We start from the raw sequence: 21,472 nt of genomic DNA on the forward strand, positions 1-21,472 counted from the left end.
AGTCCAAAATGTGGGAGGGGGCTTGCTCCCGATAGCGGTGGTCCAGTCACTGATGTATTGACTGACATACTGCTATCGGGGGCAAGCCCCCTCCCACATTGGATGTGTATTGGATTTGGGTTACTTGGAGAGAAAACGCATACCTTCTTCCAACCCGCGCAACGTCAGCGGGTACATCTGGTCCTCCACCAACTCGCGCACGATCCCCGTCGACGCCGTATAGCCCCAGGTATCCTTGGGATACGGGTTTATCCAGATCAGCTTCTTGTACTTGGCCATGAACCGCTGCATCCATACATACCCAGGCTCCTCGTTCCAGTGCTCGACGCTGCCGCCGGCCTGGGTGATTTCATAGGGCGCCATGGACGCATCGCCGATAAAGATCACTTTGTAGTCCGCGCCATACTTGTGCAGCAGGTCTTGGGTGGAGGTGCGCTCCGAGGTGCGGCGCTGGTTGTTCTTCCAGACCGACTCGTACACGAAGTTATGAAAGTAGAAGTACTCCAGGTGCTTGAACTCGGTCTTGCAGGCAGAGAACAGCTCTTCGCAGATCTTCACATGGGCGTCCATCGAGCCGCCGATATCGAACAGCAGCAACAGCTTGATGGTGTTGCGTCGTTCGGGGCGCATCTGGATATTCAACAGCCCGGCATCGCGCGCGGTGTGGTCGATGGTGCCATCGATGTCCAGCTCTTCCGCCGCGCCCTGGCGGGCAAACTTGCGCAGGCGGCGCAGGGCGATCTTGATGTTGCGCGTGCCGAGCTCCACCTGATCGTCGAGGTTTTTGTACTCGCGCTGGTCCCACACTTTCACCGCCTTGCCCTGACGCTTGCCCGCGTCACCCACGCGAATGCCTTCCGGGTTGTAGCCGCCGGAACCAAAGGGGCTGGTGCCGCCGGTGCCGATCCATTTGTTGCCGCCGGCGTGGCGTTCTTTCTGTTCTTCCAGGCGTTTCTTGAATTCTTCGATCAGCTTGTCGAGGCCGCCTAGGGACTGGATCTGCGCGCGCTCTTCATCGCTCAGCGAGCGCTCGAACTCCTTGCGCAGCCACTCTTCGGGGATCAGCGCCTGCAAGTGATCGTCGAGCTTTTCCAGGCCATTGAAGTAGGCGCCGAAAGCCCGGTCGAACTTGTCGAAATGCCGTTCATCCTTGACCAGGATCGCCCGCGCCAGGTAGTAGAACTCGTCCATGTCGGCGAAGGTCACGCGTTGTTTCAGCGCGTTGATCAGGTCGAGCAGCTCACGCACCGACACCGGCACCTTGGCGGCCCGCATTTCATTGAACAGGTTGAGCAGCATCAGCGATTACCGCGACGGCTCATGAACGCCAGACGCTCCAGCAATTGTACGTCCTGCTCGTTCTTCACCAAGGCGCCTGCCAGCGGCGGGATGGCCTTGGTCGGGTCGCGCTCGCGCAGCACGGCTTCGCCGATATTGTCGGCCATCAGCAGCTTGAGCCAGTCCACCAGCTCGGAGGTGGAAGGTTTTTTCTTCAAGCCGGGCACCTTGCGTACGTCGAAGAACACATCCAGCGCTTCGCTGACCAGGTCTTTCTTGATGTCCGGGTAGTGCACGTCGACGATTTTTTGCAGGGTGGTGCGGTCGGGGAAGGCGATGTAATGGAAGAAGCAGCGGCGCAGGAACGCGTCCGGCAGCTCTTTTTCGTTGTTGGAGGTAATGATGATGATCGGGCGTTTCTTGGCCTTGATGGTCTCGTCGATTTCGTAGACGTAGAACTCCATCTTGTCGAGTTCCTGCAACAGGTCGTTGGGGAACTCGATGTCGGCCTTGTCGATTTCGTCGATCAGCAGGATCACCCGCTCCTCGGATTCGAAGGCTTCCCAGAGCTTGCCCTTCTTCAGGTAGTTGCGCACGTCGTGCACCTTGTCCACACCCAGTTGCGAGTCGCGCAGGCGGCTGACCGCGTCGTACTCGTAGAGGCCCTGGTGGGCCTTGGTGGTGGACTTAATGTGCCAGGTGATCAATCTGGCGCCGAAGGACTCGGCCAGTTGCTCGGCGAGCATGGTCTTGCCGGTGCCCGGTTCGCCCTTGACCAGCAGCGGACGCTCCAGGGTGATGGCGGCGTTGACGGCCAGTTTCAGGTCATCGGTAGCCACATAGGCCTGGGTGCCTTCGAACTTCATCGGTCATTCCTCGAATTCATCAATGCCCGACTATACCGCGCAGCCCCGGCGACTGTGAACGCAGACGGGCTATTCAGTCTCTGAATGGCCGGTCACGTCAGTCCGGTCAACGCGGTCAATGTGGGAGGGGGCTTGCTCCCGATAGCAGTGGTTCAGTCACAGATGTATAGACTGACACACCGCCATCGGGAGCAAGCCCCCTCCCACAGTTCTAATCGGCGCTGGGCTTGGGTTGTTCATAACGCGCGTTGAACGCCTGGATGAAGCCGTTGCGCAGAATCGCGATCACCGCGGAAAACGCACTGACGTTTTGCTGATGCACGCTGCCGCTCAGCTCCACGCGGGTGGCGAACTGGTTTTTGCGCTGGTTCTTCAGCACCGTCTCGCTGGCGCCGACCACAGCCTCCCAGATCGAGCGGAAGATGTTCTTGTCTTTGTTTTCCACGTCCTGCTGCCAGTCGAACACCTCGACATCGCGCAGCAGCGGCTTGATATAGCCGCTCAGTTGGCCTTTTTCGGCCTGGGCTTCGATCACCACGTCGCCGGTGCCGGCCTTGAAGTCGAACTTGCCATAGGCCGAGGCGAAGTCATTCATTTGCTTGAGCTGCAGGTCGCGGGCGCGCAAGCGAAATTCGAACTCTTCGAAGTCGCTCAGCGGGTCAAAGGTCGCATTGGCTTCCAGAGGCGCCTGGCCTTGCAACAGCGCCTTGCCCTCGAAGCGCGCATCGCGCTTGCCTTTGACGTCCACCACGTTGGTCAGGTTGTAGAAACTGGCGTTGACCCCGGTGGCATTGAGGTTGACTTTGGGCGTGGAGCTGAAGTTATGAAATGAGATCTTGCCGTCTTCGATGCGCACTTCGTTAAGGGTGATCGGCAACAGCTTGCGCAGTTGTTCCTGCCAGTCGGTGCCTTTACCGGTCTGGGAGGCCTGCTTGTTGGCGCCACCGTCGACGAAATTGACCTCGGGGCGTACGAAATGCCCTTCGGCTACCACCGCATGGTCGTACCACAGCGAATGCCAGCTCACCGCGAACTCGATCAGCGGCGCCTTGATGAACGGCACCGGTACCTTACCGTCGACCTTGACGATCTGCAGACCGTTGATCCGGTAGGCGCCGCGCCATAAAGCCAGGTCCACATCGGCAATTTCGCCACGGTAGTCGCCCATATTGGCGAGCCTTTCATTCAGGTAATTGCGCACCAGGTAAGGCAGCGCGATGTGCACGGCAACCAGTACCAGCACCAGCCCGGCGAGGGTCCAGAGCGGCCAGCTGTAACGACGTTTCATGGGGCAGTCCTCCTTGCTCGTAGGTGATGGACTGTTGCAAGGGGCGCAACGTTCCTCCGACTGGACGCCTAGTGGCACGAGGCATACCCTTGGGACCTTTCTGGACATTGCCAAATAGGATCCGTCATGAGCCGCATCTTTGCAGACAACGCGCACTCCATCGGTAATACGCCCCTGGTGCAGATCAACCGCATCGCACCGCGCGGGGTCACCATCCTGGCCAAGATCGAGGGGCGCAACCCGGGCTACTCGGTGAAGTGCCGCATTGGCGCCAACATGATCTGGGACGCGGAAAGCAGTGGCAAACTCAAGCCGGGCATGACCATTGTCGAGCCCACCTCCGGCAATACCGGGATCGGCCTGGCGTTCGTGGCGGCGGCACGCGGCTACAAACTGTTGCTAACCATGCCCGCGTCCATGAGCATCGAGCGCCGTAAAGTGCTCAAGGCCCTCGGCGCCGAGCTGGTGCTGACCGAACCGGCCAAGGGTATGAAAGGCGCGATTGAAAAGGCCGCAGAAATTGTCGCCGGAGACCCTGGCACCTACTTTATGCCGGGCCAGTTTGAAAACCCGGCAAACCCTGCCATCCACGAGAAAACCACCGGCCCGGAAATCTGGAACGACACCGACGGCGCCGTCGATGTGCTGGTGGCGGGCGTGGGCACGGGCGGCACCCTCACCGGTGTGTCGCGCTATATCAAGCACACGGCGGGCAAGCCGATTCTGTCAGTGGCAGTGGAGCCGCTCGTGTCGCCGGTGATTACCCAGGCGCTGGCCGGCGAAGAGATCAAGCCCAGCCCGCACAAGATCCAGGGCATTGGCGCCGGTTTCGTGCCGAAAAACCTCGACCTGTCGATGGTCGACCGCGTGGAGCTGGTCACCGACGACGAATCCAAGGCCATGGCCCTGCGCTTGATGCAGGAAGAAGGCATTTTGTGCGGCATCTCCTGCGGTGCGGCCATGGCGGCAGCGGTGCGCCTGGCCGAGAAACCGGAAATGCAGGGCAAGACCATCGTGGTGATCCTGCCGGACTCCGGTGAGCGTTACCTGTCGAGCATGTTGTTCAGCGATCTGTTTACCGAGCAGGAAAACCAGGCTTGAGCGCCTGCACCACAGGGCGACGGCGTGTTGATTCAGGTCAGCCGGTTGGCCAAGGCCTTCTGCATAATGGCCCAAATGTTTATCATGGCCGGCTGTTACGTCTGCTGTTGGCCAGGCGCTTATTTCCAGGAGTTGCTGCATGACCTTTTCTTTGGCCGCCAAACTGTCGGTGCTGCTGCTGTTTATCGGCAGCACGCTGTACGTACACCTGCGCGGCAAGGCCCGTTTGCCGATGCTGCGCCAGTTCGTCAACCATTCGGCGCTGTTCGCCCCGTATAACGCCTTGATGTACCTGTTTTCTGCGGTACCGTCCAAGCCCTACCTGGACCGCAGCAAGTTCCCGGAACTGGACGTGCTCAAGGACAACTGGGAAGTGATCCGCGAAGAGGCCATGCACCTGTTCGACGAGGGCTACATCCGCGCCGCCGAAAAGAACAACGATGCCGGTTTCGGCTCGTTCTTCAAGAAAGGCTGGAAGCGCTTCTACCTCAAGTGGTACGACAAACCCCTGCCATCGGCCGAGGCCCTGTGCCCGAAAACCGTGGCGCTGGTCAGCAGTATCCCCAACGTCAAGGGCGCGATGTTTGCGCTGTTGCCGGGCGGCAGCCACCTGAACCCGCACCGCGACCCGTTCGCCGGCTCCCTGCGCTATCACCTGGGGCTGTCCACGCCGAACTCCGACGACTGCCGCATCTTTGTCGACGGCCAGGTCTATGCCTGGCGCGACGGTGAAGACGTGATGTTCGACGAAACCTATGTGCATTGGGTCAAGAACGAAACCGATCAAACCCGTGTGATCCTGTTCTGCGACATCGAACGCCCGTTGAGCAACCGCCTGATGACCCGCGTCAATCGTTGGGTCAGCAAACAGCTGGGGCGTGCCACCGCGCCGCAGAACCTCGACGACGAGCGCGTGGGTGGGATCAACCAGGCGTATGCCTGGAGCAAGACCTTCAGTGACAAGTTCAGCGGCCAGGTCAAGCAGTGGAAGCGCAAGCATCCCAAGGCCTACCGCATTGCGCGGCCGGTGTTGGCGGTGGTTGTGCTGGTATTGCTGTGGAAGTGGTTGTTCTGATCGGAGCGCGGTCAAGAATGTGGGAGGGGGCTTGCTCCCGATAGCGGTGTATCAGGTAAAGATGTTTAACCTGACACTCCGGCATCGGGAGCAAGCCCCTCCCACATTGGTTTTGCAGTGTTGCTTAAGAGGCGATCAACTGGCGCAGCACGTAATGCAAGATACCGCCTGCCTTGAAGTATTCCACTTCGTTAAGCGTATCGATCCGGCACAGCACCTCGATCTTCTCGCTGCGGCCATCTTCCCGGGTAATCACCAACGTCAGGTTCATCCGGGGTTCGATCTCGGCATTCGTCAGCCCGAGGATATCGATCTTTTCCTTGCCGGTGAGCTTGAGCGACTTGCGGTTCTGGTCTAGCTTGAACTGCAACGGCAGCACGCCCATGCCCACCAGGTTGGAGCGGTGGATTCGCTCGAAGCTTTCAGCGATCACTGCCTTGACGCCCAGCAGGTTGGTGCCCTTTGCCGCCCAGTCGCGGCTCGAGCCGGTGCCGTACTCTTGGCCGGCGATCACCACCAATGGCGTGCCCGATGCCTGGTATTTCATCGCGGCATCGTAGATCGCCATTCTCTCGCCGGTCGGGATATACAGCGTATTGCCACCTTCCTCGCCGCCGAGCATTTCGTTGCGGATCCGGATATTGGCAAAGGTGCCGCGCATCATCACTTCATGATTGCCTCGGCGTGAGCCGTAGGAGTTGAAGTCCCGTGGCTCCACGCCTTGCTCGCGCAGGTAGTGGCCGGCCGGGCTGTCGGTCTTGATGTTGCCGGCGGGGGAGATGTGGTCGGTGGTCACCGAATCACCGAGCAGGGCCAGCACGTTGGCGCCCTTGATGTCTTCGATCACCGGCAGCGGCCCGGCGATATCGTCGAAGAACGGCGGGTGCTGGATATAGGTGGAATCCTTCTGCCACACATAAGTCGCCGCCTGCGGCACCTCAATCGCTTGCCACTGTGCATCGCCGGCAAATACCTCGGCGTATTCCTTGTGGAACATGCCCGTGCTGACCTGGGCCACCGCGTCGGCGATTTCCTGGCTGCTGGGCCAGATGTCCTTGAGGTACACCGCATTGCCCTGCTGGTCATTACCCAGGGGCTCGCTGCTGATGTCGATACGCACCGTACCCGCCAACGCGTAGGCCACCACCAGGGGCGGCGAGGCCAGCCAGTTGGTTTTCACCAGTGGGTGCACGCGGCCTTCGAAGTTGCGGTTGCCGGACAACACCGAGGCAACGGTGAGGTCGGCTTGCTGGATGGCTTTTTCAATCGGCTCGGGCAGCGGCCCGGAGTTGCCGATGCAGGTTGTGCAGCCGTAGCCCACCAGGTCGAAACCGAGGGTGTCCAGGTAGTGGGTGAGGCCGGCCGCCTTGTAATAGTCGGTAACCACTTTCGAACCCGGCGCCAGGGAGGTCTTGACCCATGGCTTGCGCGTCAGGCCTTTTTCCACGGCCTTCTTCGCCACCAGCCCGGCCGCCATCATCACGCTGGGGTTGGAGGTGTTGGTGCAGGAGGTGATGGCCGCGATGACCACGGCACCGTTTTTCAGGCGATAGGTGTTGCCTTCGTATTCGTAATCGGCTTCGCCCACCAGGTCGGCATTGCCCACGGCGACGCCGCCACCGCCTTCGCTTTCCAGGCGGCCTTCTTCCTTGCTGGTGGGTTTGAATTGCAGGTCGAGGAAATCACTGAACGCCTGGCCGACATTGGGCAGGGCGACACGGTCCTGCGGGCGTTTCGGCCCGGCAAGGCTGGCTTCGACGCTGCCCATGTCCAGGGCCAGGGTGTCGGTGAAGATCGGCTCCTGGCCGGCGTTGCGCCACAGGCCCTGGGCCTTGGTGTAGGCCTCGACCAGCTTGACAGTTTCCGTCGGGCGACCGGACAGGCGCAGGTAGTCCAGCGTCACCTCATCGACCGGGAAAAAGCCGCAGGTAGCGCCGTATTCAGGCGCCATGTTGGCAATGGTGGCGCGGTCGGCCAGGGGCAGATCAGCCAGGCCGTCGCCATAGAATTCGACGAACTTACCGACCACGCCTTTTTTGCGCAGCATCTGGGTCACGGTCAGCACCAGGTCGGTGGCTGTGATGCCTTCTTTCAATTTGCCGGTGAGCTTGAAGCCGATCACTTCCGGGATCAGCATAGACACCGGCTGGCCGAGCATCGCCGCTTCCGCTTCGATCCCGCCCACGCCCCAGCCGAGCACGCCGAGGCCGTTGATCATGGTGGTGTGGGAATCGGTACCCACCAGGGTATCGGGGAAAGCGTAGGTGCGGCCGTCTTCATCCTTGGTCCACACGGTGCGGCCCAGATATTCCAGGTTGACCTGGTGGCAGATGCCGGTGCCCGGCGGCACCACGCTGAAGTTGTCAAAGGCGCTCTGGCCCCAGCGCAGGAAGGCGTAGCGTTCGCCGTTGCGCTGCATTTCGATGTCGACGTTTTGCTCAAAGGCGTCGGCGTTGCCGAATTTGTCGACCATCACCGAGTGGTCGATCACCAGGTCGACCGGCGACAGCGGGTTGATGCGCTGCGGGTCGCCCCCGGCCTTGGCCACGGCGGCGCGCATGGCGGCCAGGTCGACCACGGCGGGCACGCCGGTGAAGTCCTGCATCAGCACGCGGGCGGGGCGGTACTGGATCTCACGGTCGGACCGGCGTTCCTTGAGCCAGGCGGCGATGGCCTTGAGGTCGTTGCCGGTGACGGTCTTGGCGTCTTCCCAGCGCAGCAGGTTTTCCAGCAGCACTTTGAGCGACATCGGCAGCTTGTCCAGGTCACCCAGGCTCTTGGCGGCTTCGGGCAGGCTGAAGTAGTGGTAGGTCTTGCTGTCTATTTGCAGGGTCTTAAGGGTTCTCAGGCTATCAAGGGATGACATTACATGACTCCTTTTGATCCGCACGGCCACGGACCTGACGGGACGAACAGAGCGTTCAACTTAGCGCGATTTTCATTAGCAGGCTAATAACTGGACTCTATGCTTAAGTCCAAGGTTCCGAACTCGGCTATGATGCGCGCGTTTTCATGACAGGTATTGCGATAGAGCAATCCCGTTGCCAGGAGATTCAATTGAACGCCCTTTTTATGCACTGCCGCCCGGGTTTTGAAGGCGAGGTCTGTTCCGAGATCGCGGAACATGCCGCGCGCCTGAACGTTTCCGGCTACGCCAAGGCCAAGACCGGCAGCGCTTGCGCCGAATTTGTCTGCACTGAAGAAGACGGCGCGCAACGCCTGATGCACGGCCAGCGCTTCGCCGAGCTGATCTTCCCCAGGCAATGGGCGCGCGGGGTGTTCATCGACCTGCCGGAAACCGACCGCATCAGCGTGATCCTCGCCCACCTGCGTGAATTCCCGGTGTGCGGCAGTTTGTGGCTGGAGATGGTCGATACCAACGACGGCAAGGAACTGTCGAACTTCTGCAAGAAATTCGAGGTTCACCTGCGCAAAGCCTTGCTGAACGCCGGCAGGCTGGTGGACGACCCGAGCAAGCCGCGCCTGCTGCTGACGTTCAAGAGCGGCCGCGAAGTGTTCATGGGTCTCGCCGAATCGAACAATTCAGCGATGTGGCCGATGGGCATCCCGCGTTTGAAGTTCCCGCGTGAAGCCCCAAGCCGCTCGACCCTGAAACTGGAAGAGGCCTGGCACCACTTCATTCCTCGCGAGCAGTGGGACGAACGCCTGCATGGCGACATGACCGGTGTCGACCTCGGTGCGGCCCCCGGCGGCTGGACGTGGCAGCTGGTCAACCGGGGCATGCTGGTGACCGCCATTGACAACGGCCCCATGGCCGAAAGCCTGATGGACACCGGCCTGGTGCAGCACTTGATGGCCGATGGCTTTACCTTCGTGCCCAAGCAGCCGGTGGACTGGATGGTCTGCGATATTGTCGAGAAGCCGGCGCGCAACGCGGCATTGCTGGAAACCTGGATCGGCGAGGGGTATTGCCGCGAGGCGGTGGTCAACCTCAAGCTGCCGATGAAGCAGCGGTATGCCGAAGTGAAGCGTTTGCTGGAGCGCATCGAAGACGGCTTCAAGGCACGCGGCATTCGTGTGGAGATCGGCTGCAAGCAGCTGTACCACGACCGCGAAGAAGTCACCTGCCATCTACGCCGGCTGGTGGACGTCAAGAAATCGAGAAAGCACTGATCTCACTGTCAGGAGTGAACTATGAGCGTTGATTTACCCGTCGATGGCACCCTCGACGCCACCGGCCTCAATTGCCCGGAGCCGGTAATGATGCTGCACCAGCACATCCGCGACCTGCCTGCGGGCGGCCTGCTCAAGGTGATCGCGACTGACCCGTCGACCCGCCGCGATATTCCCAAATTCTGCGTGTTCCTCGACCATGAACTTGTCAGTCAACAGGAAGACGCCGGCACGTACCTTTACTGGATCCGCAAGAAAGCCGATTGACCGCCGAACCCTTGTAGGAGCGAGCTTGCTCGCGAAAAACCTGAGAGCGCCGCGTTAAACCAGAAGCGCTGCGTTATCGTTAGCGTTTTTCGCGAGCAAGCTCGCTCCTACAGGGCGCGCGTGAGCGCCTTGTCGGCGTGGATGCGCCGGCGTGCACTGCGCGCCAGGCGCACCAGCAACATGCCTGCCGCGCAGCTCAGGCCGACGATCAGGCCTTGCCACAAGCCGCTTGGGCCGCTGGGTTCGCCCAACCAGTCGGTCAGCCCCAGGGCGTAACCCACCGGCAAGCCCACGCCCCAGTAGGCGAACAGGGTCAGCAGCATGGTGACCCGGGTGTCCTGATAGCCGCGCAGCGCGCCGGCAGCGGTCACCTGGATCGAGTCGGAGAACTGGAACAACGCCGAGAACACGATCAGCATCGATGCCAGGTGGATGACCACCGGGTCGGGGGTGTAGATCGCCGCAATCTGCTCGCGAAATACCAGCATCAGGCTGCAGGACAGGCAGGCATAGGCCAATGCGGTGCCCATGCCAACGCCGGCGGCGAAGCGGGCTTCACGCGGTTCGCCACGGCCCAGGGCCTGGCCGACGCGCACGGTGACGGCCATGCTCAGGGAGTAGGGGATCATGAACACCAGGGAACTGACATTCAGCGCGATCTGATGGCCGGACACCACGGTAGCCCCCAGGCTGCCCAGCAGCAGGGCGATCACCGCGAAGATGCTCGACTCGGCAAAGATCGCCACGCCAATCGGCAGGCCGATCCCTAATACACGCTTGATCACCGCCCATTGTGGCCAGTCGAAGCGCTTGAACAATTCGCTGCTCTGATAGGCCGGGCCCCAGCGGGTCCACCCGGCCAGGCCGAGCATCATCACCCACATCGCAATCGCCGTGGCCCAGCCGCAGCCTACGCCGCCCATGGACGGCTCGATCAGGGCCGGCTCGACCTTCATCGCATGCAGCACCGGCTCGGCGCACAGCAACAGCAGCGCACCCGTGATGCCGACCACCACGGCCAGCCACAGAGACTGGCGCACCAATGGCCCGATTTCGCTGTACTTGCCTGCGCCATAGCGCTGCGCGACTTTCGGCGTGGTGGCCAGCAGGGTGCCGGTCATCAACAGGTAGACCGGGATCCAGATCGAGTTACCCAGGCCAACCGCCGCCAGATCCTGGGGGCTGACACGTCCGGCCATCACCGCATCGACAAAGCTCATCGCGGTGGTTGCCAGTTGGCCGATGATGATCGGCAAGGCCAGCGTCAGCAGGTCGCGCACTTCCCGGCTGATACGGGCGGGGCGGGTGAGGGTAGCGGTGGCAGTGTTCACGTACAGGTGTCCAATAAAAAGGCAGTCGCAAGGACGGCGGATTCTACGCTTTGACGCAACGGTCAGGAAAAAACCTGTGTTGGGGATTTGTAAACAATCGACTAAACACAACAGATCCCTGTGGGAGGGAGCAAGCCCCCTCCCACATCGGATCCTCACAAGGCTGTACACTGCTGATCCGCCAAAGGAGCCTGCCATGCTGATTGTTGCCGACGAAAATATTCCGCTGCTCGATGCATTTTTCCAGGGGGTTGGCGAGATTCGCCGCGTGCCCGGCCGTTCCATTGACCGCGCCACGGTCGAGCAGGCCGATGTGCTGCTGGTACGTTCGGTGACCAACGTCAACCGGGCCTTGCTCGAGGGCACCAAGGTGGGGTTTGTCGGCACCTGCACCATCGGCACCGATCATCTGGACCTCGATTACTTCAGGCAGGCCGGTATCCAGTGGTCCAGCGCACCCGGCTGTAATGCCCGGGGCGTGGTGGATTATGTGCTGGGCAGCTTGCAGACCCTGGCCGAAATCGAAGGCGCCGACCTCAGCCGGCGCACCTACGGCATCGTTGGCGCCGGCGAGGTCGGCGGGCGGCTGGTCCAGGTGCTCAAGGGCCTGGGCTGGAACGTGCTGGTGTGTGATCCGCCACGGCAGATCGCCGAAGACGGCGATTACGTGAGCCTGCAGCAGATCATCGAGCAATGCGATGTCATCAGCTTGCACACGCCGCTGACCAAGTCCGGCAATGGTTCCACCTGGCATCTGTTCGATCGCCAGCGCCTTGCGCAACTCAAGCCCGGCACCTGGCTGATCAACGCCAGCCGAGGCGCGGTGGTGGACAACGCCGCGCTGCGCGAGGTGTTGCTGGAGCGCGAAGACCTGCAAGCCGTGCTGGACGTGTGGGAAGGCGAGCCGCAAGTGGATGCCGACCTGGCTGACCTGTGCGTGCTGGCTACGCCGCATATCGCCGGCTACAGCCTCGACGGCAAGCAGCGCGGTACGGCGCAGATCTACCAGGCGTTCTGTGCGCACCTGGGCCAGGAACCGAGCATTCATTTGCGCAACCTGCTGCCGCAACCGTGGCTGGCCGAGGTGCACTTGAACGCGTCGACCGACCCGGCCTGGGCGCTGGCGACCTTGTGCCGCAGTGTGTACGACCCACGCCGGGACGATGCGGATTTGCGTCGCAGCCTGGTAGGAACAGTAGAAGAGCAGCGCAAGGCATTCGACCTGTTGCGCAAGCATTACCCGGAGCGTCGTGAGATTGACGGCTTGAAGGTGCGCATCGACGGTGAGTCGGCCGTGTTGTCGAACATCGTGACCGCACTGGGCGCGGTCTGCGTTTAAACACCCAATAAAAAACCCGGCCACCTGGGCCGGGTTTGCAAGAGCGTTGGCGCTTCAGCCTTGCTGTGCAGGCTTGACCAGGCGCTGTTCCAGTTCGCTGCAGGCTTGCTGGATCATTTCTTCGGTAATCTGCACTTCGCGGCCCTTGGCATCGATGTACGAGCAAGGCAGCTCCTGCGGTTGGCGGATCACTTCAATTTTGGCATCGCTGCTGTTTTGCAAGGTCATGGCCTGTCTCCTCATCAGGTTGTGTACCTACTTTAATTCCCCCGCGTGACCGAGCTATTACAACTCCTTACACGATCATCGGTTCGAACACCCAGTCCACCAGAAACCGGCACATATTTCCAGATCAGTCTTAGACCGATAGCCTCTAGCGGCTTGCATCGGCGGGCATAATTAACCTGACTCATTGCTATTTGCCCAAGTTCCCCCAATGTTGATCAATAGTCTCCTCATTGGTGAAGCCCTAAATGTTCTCTGTCCGTCAACGCCGTGCGATTCGCCTGGCCACCCGCTTCATTGCGCCCTACCGCTGGCAGGCGCTGGGTGCCCTGCTTGCGCTGATCGTTACCGCCGGCATCACCTTGTCCATGGGGCAAGGTATCCGCCTGCTGGTCGACCAGGGTTTCATGACCCAGTCACCGCACCTGCTCAATCAGTCCATCGCGCTGTTCATGGTGCTGGTGGTGGGCCTGGCGGTGGGCACGTTCACGCGCTTCTACCTGGTGTCGTGGATTGGCGAGCGGGTGGTGGCGGACATTCGCCGGCAGGTGTTCAACCACCTGATCTACCTGCATCCGGGCTTCTACGAAAACAACCGCAGCTCGGAAATTCAGTCACGCCTGACCACCGACACCACCCTGCTGCAATCGGTGATCGGCTCATCGCTGTCGCTGTTCCTGCGCAATGCCCTGATGGTCATCGGCGGTATCGTGCTGTTGTTCATCACCAACCCCAAGCTCACCAGCATTGTGGTGGTGGCGTTGCCGCTGGTGCTGGCGCCGATCCTGATCTTTGGCCGGCGCGTGCGCAGCCTGTCGCGCCAGAGCCAGGACCGCATCGCCGATGTCGGCAGCTATGTGTCCGAGACCCTGGGCCAGATCAAGACCGTGCAGGCCTATAACCATCAGGCGCAGGACGAGCAGCGTTTCGCCCTCACCGTGGAAGAGGCGTTCACCACCGCCCGCAAACGCATCCTGCAACGTTCCTGGCTGATTACCCTGGTGATCATGCTGGTGCTCGGTGCCGTGGGCGTGATGTTGTGGGTCGGCGGGATGGACGTGATCAGCGGGCGCATTTCCGGCGGCGAGCTGGCGGCGTTCGTGTTCTACAGCCTGATCGTCGGCAGCGCTGTCGGCACCTTGAGTGAAGTGCTTGGCGAGCTGCAGCGGGCCGCCGGTGCGGCGGAGCGGATTGGCGAACTGTTGCAATCGAGCAACGACATCCAGGCGCCGGCCAGCGGTGGCGTACGGCTGCCGGAACGGGTCAGCGGGCGCATGGAGCTGCAGGATCTGCGCTTTTCCTACCCGTCACGGCCAGACAGTTACGCCATCGACGGCCTGAACCTGAGCGTCAACCCTGGCGAAACCCTCGCCTTGGTGGGGCCTTCCGGCGCAGGCAAATCGACGCTCTTCGACTTGCTGCTGCGCTTCTACGACCCCCAGCACGGCCGCATACTGCTCGAAGGGCAGCCGCTGACCGCACTCGACCCGCAGGACCTGCGCCGCCACTTCGCGCTGGTGTCCCAGAGCCCGGCGCTGTTTTTTGGCAGCATCGAAGACAACATCCGCTACGGTAACCCGACGGCCACCCGCGAGCAGGTCGAAGCCGCAGCCCGCATCGCCCATGCCCATGACTTCATCCTGCAAATGCCCGAGGGCTACCAGACCCACCTCGGCGACGGTGGCCTGGGCCTCTCCGGGGGGCAGCGTCAACGCCTGGCCATCGCCCGCGCGTTGCTGGTAGACGCACCCATCCTGCTGCTGGACGAAGCCACCAGCGCCCTCGATGCCCAGAGCGAACACCTGATCCAGCAAGCCCTGCCGCAATTGATGCAGGGCCGCACCACCCTGGTGATTGCGCACCGCCTGGCCACGGTGAAGAACGCCGACCGGATCGCGGTGATGGACCAGGGCAAGCTGGTAGCCGTGGGCACACATCAGCAGTTGATTGCGAGCAATCCGCTGTATGCGCGGTTGGCGGCGTTGCAGTTCAGTGAGGGTGTGCAAGTGCAATGATGCTGCGGTATGGCTACGCCTTAGGGCATCATGTGGTTTTTCGCTAATGATCTGGATGAGGATATGAGCCGTTATCAACCTCCGTTGACGCTGACGACAAAGATGCTGGCTCTGGTGGCCAATATCAGTGAGCAAATCGGCCAGCTCTCAGTCGGTGACGATAGCCGCCAGACGCCTCAGTTGAGGCGCGGTAACAGGATTCGTACTATTCAGGCTTCGCTCGCCATCGAGAACAATACGCTCAGCATCGAGCAGGTCACTGCTGTCCTGGAGGGAAAGCGGGTATTGGGGTTGCCACGGGAAATCCAGGAAGTGCACAACGCGTTTGCAGCCTATGAAGCGATGCCGCAATGGACGCCAAGCGATCGTGCCGACCTGCTGAAAGCCCACGAACTGCTGATGTTTGGACTGATAGACGATGCCGGACGGCTTCGCCAGTCAGGCGTCGGCATTTATCGTGGCGAACAACTGGTGCATATGGCGCCGCCTGCGAGCCGCGTGGCTCACCTCATCGATGACTTGCTGCAGTGGCAGTCAGTTTCAGATTGGCACCCTTTGATCGCCAGTTGCGTATTCCATTATGAATTCGAGTTCATCCACCCATTTGCAGACGGTAATGGCCGCATGGGGCGGCTCTGGCAAACGTTGATACTCAGCCAGTGGCGCCCGGTGCTGGCTTACCTGCCAGTGGAAGCAGTCATCCGGGATCAGCAGGATGCCTACTATGCGGCGCTTTCGGCGGCGGATCAGCAGGCAGAAGCGACACCTTTTGTAGAGTTCATGTTGCAAGCCCTGAATCTGGCGTTGGCCGAGGCGGTGTAACCACTTCATAAAAAATGCCCGCATAACGCGGGCATTTTCTTGTCGCTTCAAACTTAGCGCTTGAAGCTCCCTCCCTTACTGATCATCAAAATACCGCTCATGCCAATCCACCAACGGCTGCGGTGAATTGAGCTTCTGCCCGTAGATCACCGAATAAGACAACACGTTCTGCACATACTGACGGGTCTCGTCGAACGGGATGCTTTCCACCCACACGTCGAAACTCAAGTGGTCCGCACCGCGTAGCCACTGACGCACTCGGCCGGGGCCGGCGTTGTAGGCGGCGGAAGCGAGCACGCGATTGCCGTTGAATTGGCTGTGCACCTGGCTCAGGTAGGCGGCGCCGAGCTGGATGTTTTTGTCCGGGTCCAGTACCTGGGCCGGGGAGGCCAGGGGAATGCTGAACTTGCGCGCGGTTTCCTTGGCCGTACCGGGCATCAGCTGCATCAGGCCGCTGGCGCCGACGCCGGAGCGGGCGTCGTCCATGAACGCGCTTTCCTGGCGGGTGATCGCGAACACCCAGCTTGAATGCAGGCCGCGCACCTTGGCTTCGCGCACCAGGGTGTCGCGGTGGGCCATCGGGAAGCGGATGTCCAGGTCGTCCCAGTATTGCGCCTGGCTGATCGTGCGGATCGCCGGAAAGTACCACTTCATGTCGTAGGCCAGCTTCGCCTGCGCGACCATCTCGTCACGGTTGAAGTGACGGCTGACGTGGTACCACTCGCGGCGGCCGTCGACGATCTGGCCACGGGCGTAGAACTCCAGGGCCCGGCGCACGCCTGGGGTATTGCGCACTTTATTGACCAGCGCCTGGCTCATCACCAGCGGCTTGTTGTTCAACTGGTAAGGGGTCTTGGAACGGTCCGCGGCGAGGAAGCCGTAGAAGTCGCGTTCCTTGGCCACGTTTTTATACAGCACCAACGCCTGCGGGTTTTTCGGTTCGGCCAATTCCAGGCTGCGTGCCTGCCAGTAGCGCCAGCGGTTGGTGGTGGCCAGATCCTGCGGCAGCTTGCGGGTCAACTGGTACGCATCTTCCCAGCGCGCCAGGCGCAACAGCAGGCGCAGGCGCCATTCGGAGACAGTGTTGTCGCGCAGCTCCGGGTCGTACTTGGTCATCACGTCCAACGCGCGAGGATCGTAGCGGCGTGCCAGGGTCAGGCCGATTTCCCGGGCAATCGAGACTTTTTCGTCACGGGAGAAGTGCATGCTGCTGGCGTAGCCGTCCAGCAGGGCCATGGCCTTGTCCGGGTCCTGGCGTGCGAGGCGACGCAGGCCCAGGCCTACGGCGTCAGACATGGCCTCGGTGGCCGGCAGAAAACGCGACGGGTCGCTGAGCATATCGGGCTTTTGCGCCACGTCGATCATCAGGCGGCCTTGTGCGCCGAGCGTTGGCAGGGTTTTCACCAGGCTGTTGGCCAGCGCGTAGTTGCGCGCTTCGGCGGCGAGCTTGGCGCGGTCCCAGATTTTTTGTTCGGTGAGCTGACCATCAGACGCCCACTGGCCAAAGGTCGCATCACAGGCCGCCGGTTGGGTTTTGCCGGTCATCCACAGCTTTTCGGCGGTCTTGTAGCCTTCGGCCTTGAGGTTGTGGGTCAGTTGGAACTGGCCGTGCAGGCAGTCCAGCTCGACGAAATTGAGCTTGGCATCGTAGTACTTTTCAAAGGTCTGCCAGTCACCCCGTTCGGCCAGCCAGCGCAACCAGCGCAGCTTCATCCAATTGGCCTGGGGCAGGTCGCCGTTTTTGGCGAGGAACTGTTCGATTTCCTGATTGCTCGCGGTTTTAAGACGCGCGGTCAGTTCGTCATAGGCCAGGTACGGCGTCAGCGGGTAGTCGGCCAGGGCCTGGCTGTATTGCATGTACGGGCCGCTGTCACCCTTGGCCAGGGCGCGCTTGGCTTCATCGTAATATTGACGTTGGGTGGTGAGGTCCACGGCCTGGGCAGATTGAACGGCGGTGGCGGAGAGAAGCAGGCAGGATAAAAAGTTGAAAAGGCGACTGCGCATGAGACGTCCGTGCAGAGAAATCACGACTAGCACCGGCACCGCCGACACTGATTGCCCCTAGCTTAGCCTTTTGCCAGCGGCCGGCGAAAGCTTTGCCGGCCGGTTGGTTCAAGTTCGCGGCAAATGTCCTGCTGAACGTGTCGGCAGAGAAAATGCTGGCCGCATCCCACCCTCAACTCAGGTAGAATGCGCGCCCAGTTTTTGGAGAAGTGTATGACCCTGCTCAAATTCAGCGATGTGTCCCTTGCTTTCGGCGCTATGCCGTTGTTGGACAAGGTGTCCTGGCAGATCGCCCGTGGTGAGCGGGTGTGCATCATCGGCCGCAACGGCACCGGCAAGTCCAGCATGATGAAGCTGGTAAAAGGCGACCAGAAGCCCGATGAAGGCTCTGTCTGGCGTGCCCCAGGCCTCAAGATCGGCGAATTGCCGCAGGAATTGCCGGTAGCCGACGAGCGGACAGTGTTCGACGTGGTTGCCGAAGGCCTGGACGGCGTTGGCGAATTGCTTGCGCAATACCATCACCTGGCGCAGAACTGCGTCACCGAAGCCGACCTGGACAAGCTGATGCACGTCCAGCAAGACCTCGAAGCCCGCGACGGCTGGCGCCTGCAGCAACTGGTGGACAGCACCCTGAGCCGCCTGCAATTGCCCGCCGACAAGACCCTCGCCCAATTGTCCGGTGGCTGGCGTCGGCGCGTGCTGCTGGCCCAGGCGTTGGTGTCCGAGCCGGATCTGCTGCTGCTCGACGAACCGACCAACCACCTGGACATCGGCGCTATCGCCTGGCTCGAAGAAGCCCTCAAGGATTTCCAGGGCGCCGTGCTGTTCATCACGCACGACCGGTCCTTCCTGCAGAACCTGGCCACGCGCATCCTGGAGCTGGACCGTGGCGGCCTGATCGACTGGAACGGCGACTACGCCAGCTTCCTGGTGCACAAGGAAGCTGCACTCTCGGCTGAAGAGACCGCCAACGCCCTGTTCGACAAGAAGCTGGCCCAGGAAGAAGTCTGGATCCGCCAGGGTATCAAGGCGCGCCGCACCCGTAACGAAGGCCGCGTGCGTGCGTTGAAAGCCCTGCGGGTTGAGCGCAGCGAACGGCGTGAACGCACCGGCAAGGCCAATATCCAGCTCGATACCGCCGACAAGTCGGGCAAGCAGGTGATGGTGCTGGAGAACGTCAGCTTCCATCACCCGGAAGGCCCGTTCCTGATCAAGGACTTCTCCATGGTCCTGGCGCGCGGTGACCGTATCGGCCTGCTGGGCGCCAACGGTACCGGCAAGACCACCTTGCTCAAGCTGATGCTCGGCGGTCTGCAGCCGACCAGCGGCACGGTGGAAGAGGGCACGCGCATCGACGTGGCCTACTTCGATCAGTTGCGCCACCAGTTGGACCTGGAAAAAACCGTGATCGACAACGTTGCCGAAGGCCGCGACTTTATCGACATCGACGGCCAGAGCCGCCACGTACTCAGCTATCTGGGCGACTTCCTGTTCAGCCCGCAACGTGCGCGTACACCGGTGAAAGCCTTGTCCGGTGGCGAGCGTGCGCGCCTGCTGCTGGCCAAGCTGTTCAGCAAACCGGCGAACCTGCTGGTGCTCGATGAACCGACCAACGACCTCGACGTGGAAACCCTCGAGCTGCTGGAAGAGGTCTTGCTGACCTTCAACGGCACCGTGCTGATGGTCAGCCACGACCGGGCATTCCTCGACAACGTGGTTACCAGTACCCTGGTCTTCGAAGGCGAGGGCAAGGTGCGCGAGTACGTCGGTGGTTATCAGGACTGGCTGCGCCAGGGTGGCTCGCCGCGCCTGCTGGGCGTAACCGAGAGCAAGTCCGGCAAGGCCGACTTGACCTCCGCAGTCGTCGCGCCCGTGGCCGCTGCTGCTCCGGCACCGGAAGCTGCACCCTCTGCGAAGAAAAAACTCAGCTACAAGCTGCAGCGCGAGCTGGAAGCGTTGCCGGGCGATATCGACGCCAAGGAACAACAGATCGCCGCGGTGGAAGCGGAAATGGCTGACGCGGGTTTCTACCAGCGTCCGGCGGCGGAAACCGCTGCGGTCATCGCTTCCCTGGAGACGTTGAACCAGGAGCTGGAAGTGCTGGTTGAGCGTTGGGCCGAGCTGGATGGCTGAGTGACCTTCGCACAATGAAAAAGCCCGGCGCTCTTATGAGCGCCGGGCTTTTTTATATGAAATGCGGTCAAAATGTGGGAGGGGGCTTGCCCCCGATAGCGGTGTATCAGTCACCAGATGTATCAACTGACAGACTGCTATCGGGGGCAAGCCCCCTCCCACATTGGGTTTCCAGCGTACTTAAGTATTTTTTACCAGCTTCACCGCCAATACATCGCACGGCGCGCCGTGCAGTACATCATTGGCAGTAGAACCCAGCAACAACGCCAAACCGTGACGACCATGGCTACCCACCACGATCAAGTCGCAAGCCTTTTCCTTGGCCAAGTGGTGGATTTCCTGGCGCGGTTGGCCGTATGTCAGGTGGCAGTCTTCTTTTTTCAGGTGCGGGTATTTGAGAATCAAACGATCCAGGCGCTCCTTGGCCTGGTCAAATTGTTGTTGCTGCAACTGGGAAAGGTCCATCGGCACGTCACCGCCAAAGGCCATGGCCATGGGCTCGACGATATGCACCAACGACAATATGGCGCCATTGGCCAATGCAGATTCCTGCGCGCGCTTGATCACTGGATCGCACTCTTCGGTCAGGTCGACCGCGACCAGAATATGTGTGTAGGGCATGGGGCGTTCCTCCAGGGGACTGCAATAAGTTCAGTATGGCTGCTTTCAAGCGGATGCGGTTGCGTCAGGTCAAATCCGCTCATCTAGAAATTCGGGAGTACACATATGACGGTCTGGATAGTGGTGTCAATCCTTGTGGTGGTCCTGAGCCCTCTGGCATGGCTGCGCCCGTCGCGCCATCAGAGCGGGCGCATGGCCCTGCGCATGGAGGCGCGCCGCATCGGGCTGGCCATGCAACTGGCGCCCCAGGAGTGGCCGCACTGGCTCAAACAAGAGCCGCCGAGCCCCTGCGCGCAGTATTGCCGACCACGACGCGGCAGCACGCCGGCCCTCTGGAGTTACTGGCAGTTGGAGCCGGGGGTGTGGGTCAATCAATGGCGCGAGGTCTGCGTGGATGAGAAGTTGTTGCCGTATTTTTCGACGCTGCCGGCCAATGTGTACAAGGTCGAGGCCGACAAGCAAATGATCGCCTTGTATTGGGGCGAGAAGGGCGAGGCGAGCGTGCTGAAGGATATTGATGCGCTGCTCAAGGCATTGGCCTGACATAACCCACTCATTGTAGGAGCGAGCTTGCTCGCGAAAAACCTGAGAGCGCCGCGTTAAAGCTGAGGTAGCTGCGTTATGGTTGGCGATTTTCGCGAGCAAGCTCGCTCCTACAGAAAAACCGGAACGCCGGGCAATAAAAAGCCCGACTCATCATCGGGCTGGAGTTGGCCAGGCAGGCCGGTAGATCTTCAAGTTGCCGTTAGCCTAGCCGCCAATCCGTTTCTGTACAGTGCTTTCCCATATGTTTCCTATTATTGATCTTGTGAATAGTTAAATATTGACGGGTTGCTATCTTGCGCTTCGGGTTCTGAAATGACTGGAAAGTCGCGTTTTTCCTAGCCTTTGGAGCGATTGACAATTGCTCGGAATTGGATGAAGGTGGCGTACCCAAATCAAACGGGCGTATGAATTGAGCGTTTGTCCTACA

Annotated in this window: 16 protein-coding genes and 1 pseudogene; 9 read left to right on the forward strand and 8 right to left on the reverse strand. The window is 60.9% G+C overall.

Annotation, left to right across the window (positions count from 1 at the left end):
- Nucleotides 1-120: 120 nt before the first annotated feature.
- The 3 genes from C4J92_RS07475 to C4J92_RS07485 form a co-directional block, all read right to left on the reverse strand.
- Nucleotides 121-1,299, reverse strand: a complete 1,179-nt coding sequence (locus C4J92_RS07475; RefSeq protein WP_032892863.1) for a VWA domain-containing protein — start codon at nt 1,297-1,299, stop codon at nt 121-123.
- Nucleotides 1,299-2,144, reverse strand: coding sequence for a MoxR family ATPase (locus tag C4J92_RS07480; RefSeq protein ID WP_003189627.1), 846 nt, complete (start codon nt 2,142-2,144; stop codon nt 1,299-1,301). Before C4J92_RS07480 ends, C4J92_RS07475 begins: the two co-directional genes overlap by 1 nt.
- A gap of 211 nt (nt 2,145-2,355) precedes the next feature.
- Nucleotides 2,356-3,432: a DUF748 domain-containing protein gene (locus C4J92_RS07485; protein WP_124403407.1), complete on the reverse strand. Its 1,077-nt coding sequence runs from the start codon at nt 3,430-3,432 to the stop codon at nt 2,356-2,358.
- A gap of 126 nt (nt 3,433-3,558) precedes the next feature.
- Between C4J92_RS07485 and cysK the strand changes: the two genes are divergently transcribed.
- Together cysK and C4J92_RS07495 are read left to right on the forward strand one after the other, a co-directional pair.
- On the forward strand, nt 3,559-4,533 hold the full coding sequence (gene cysK / locus C4J92_RS07490; RefSeq protein WP_124403408.1) for a cysteine synthase A: 975 nt from the start codon (nt 3,559-3,561) through the stop codon (nt 4,531-4,533).
- Between the two features lie 139 nt (nt 4,534-4,672).
- On the forward strand, nt 4,673-5,608 hold the full coding sequence (locus C4J92_RS07495) for an aspartyl/asparaginyl beta-hydroxylase domain-containing protein (RefSeq protein ID WP_124370023.1): 936 nt from the start codon (nt 4,673-4,675) through the stop codon (nt 5,606-5,608).
- Between the two features lie 124 nt (nt 5,609-5,732).
- Here the strand turns inward: C4J92_RS07495 and acnA are convergent, their stop codons facing one another.
- Entirely contained in the window at nt 5,733-8,474 is a 2,742-nt protein-coding gene (gene acnA, locus C4J92_RS07500; protein ID WP_124403409.1) for an aconitate hydratase AcnA, read from the reverse strand.
- A 191-nt stretch (nt 8,475-8,665) separates the two neighbouring features.
- On the opposite strand from acnA, the gene rlmM reads away from it, so the two are divergent.
- A complete protein-coding gene (rlmM, locus tag C4J92_RS07505; protein WP_124403410.1) occupies nt 8,666-9,742 on the forward strand; it encodes a 23S rRNA (cytidine(2498)-2'-O)-methyltransferase RlmM in 1,077 nt (358 codons plus the stop codon).
- A gap of 21 nt (nt 9,743-9,763) precedes the next feature.
- A complete protein-coding gene (gene tusA / locus C4J92_RS07510) occupies nt 9,764-10,009 on the forward strand; it encodes a sulfurtransferase TusA (RefSeq protein WP_124370025.1) in 246 nt (81 codons plus the stop codon).
- Between the two features lie 107 nt (nt 10,010-10,116).
- Here tusA and C4J92_RS07515 read toward each other — a convergent pair whose 3' ends face one another.
- Nucleotides 10,117-11,340 carry an MATE family efflux transporter gene (locus tag C4J92_RS07515; protein ID WP_124403411.1) on the reverse strand — a complete coding sequence of 408 codons (1,224 nt, stop codon included), beginning with the start codon at nt 11,338-11,340 and terminating at the stop codon, nt 10,117-10,119.
- A 196-nt stretch (nt 11,341-11,536) separates the two neighbouring features.
- Between C4J92_RS07515 and pdxB the strand changes: the two genes are divergently transcribed.
- A complete protein-coding gene (pdxB, locus tag C4J92_RS07520) occupies nt 11,537-12,679 on the forward strand; it encodes a 4-phosphoerythronate dehydrogenase PdxB (RefSeq protein WP_124403412.1) in 1,143 nt (380 codons plus the stop codon).
- 54 nt (nt 12,680-12,733) lie between these two features.
- Here the strand turns inward: pdxB and C4J92_RS26945 are convergent, their stop codons facing one another.
- Nucleotides 12,734-12,907 carry a PA1571 family protein gene (locus C4J92_RS26945; protein WP_164485237.1) on the reverse strand — a complete coding sequence of 58 codons (174 nt, stop codon included), beginning with the start codon at nt 12,905-12,907 and terminating at the stop codon, nt 12,734-12,736.
- 245 nt (nt 12,908-13,152) lie between these two features.
- Between C4J92_RS26945 and C4J92_RS07525 the strand changes: the two genes are divergently transcribed.
- Nucleotides 13,153-14,919, forward strand: coding sequence for an ABC transporter transmembrane domain-containing protein (locus C4J92_RS07525; RefSeq protein WP_124403413.1), 1,767 nt, complete (start codon nt 13,153-13,155; stop codon nt 14,917-14,919).
- A 63-nt stretch (nt 14,920-14,982) separates the two neighbouring features.
- Nucleotides 14,983-15,738: pseudogene (locus tag C4J92_RS07530) on the forward strand (Fic family protein); the annotation flags it as partial.
- Between the two features lie 78 nt (nt 15,739-15,816).
- Here the strand turns inward: C4J92_RS07530 and C4J92_RS07535 are convergent.
- Nucleotides 15,817-17,745, reverse strand: coding sequence for a transglycosylase SLT domain-containing protein (locus tag C4J92_RS07535; RefSeq protein ID WP_124366264.1), 1,929 nt, complete (start codon nt 17,743-17,745; stop codon nt 15,817-15,819).
- A gap of 213 nt (nt 17,746-17,958) precedes the next feature.
- On the opposite strand from C4J92_RS07535, the gene C4J92_RS07540 reads away from it, so the two are divergent.
- Complete coding sequence (locus C4J92_RS07540; protein WP_124403415.1) at nt 17,959-19,878, forward strand: ATP-binding cassette domain-containing protein; 1,920 nt, start codon at nt 17,959-17,961, stop codon at nt 19,876-19,878.
- A gap of 180 nt (nt 19,879-20,058) precedes the next feature.
- Here C4J92_RS07540 and C4J92_RS07545 read toward each other — a convergent pair whose 3' ends face one another.
- Nucleotides 20,059-20,499, reverse strand: a complete 441-nt coding sequence (locus C4J92_RS07545; RefSeq protein WP_104502144.1) for a universal stress protein — start codon at nt 20,497-20,499, stop codon at nt 20,059-20,061.
- Nucleotides 20,500-20,604: 105 nt separating this feature from the next.
- Here C4J92_RS07545 and C4J92_RS07550 point away from each other — a divergent pair, with 105 nt between their 5' ends.
- Entirely contained in the window at nt 20,605-21,042 is a 438-nt protein-coding gene (locus C4J92_RS07550) for a hypothetical protein (RefSeq protein ID WP_124403416.1), read from the forward strand.
- Nucleotides 21,043-21,472: the final 430 nt, after the last annotated feature.

This window comes from Pseudomonas sp. R3-18-08 (assembly GCF_003852065.1).
Lineage (GTDB): Bacteria > Pseudomonadota > Gammaproteobacteria > Pseudomonadales > Pseudomonadaceae > Aquipseudomonas.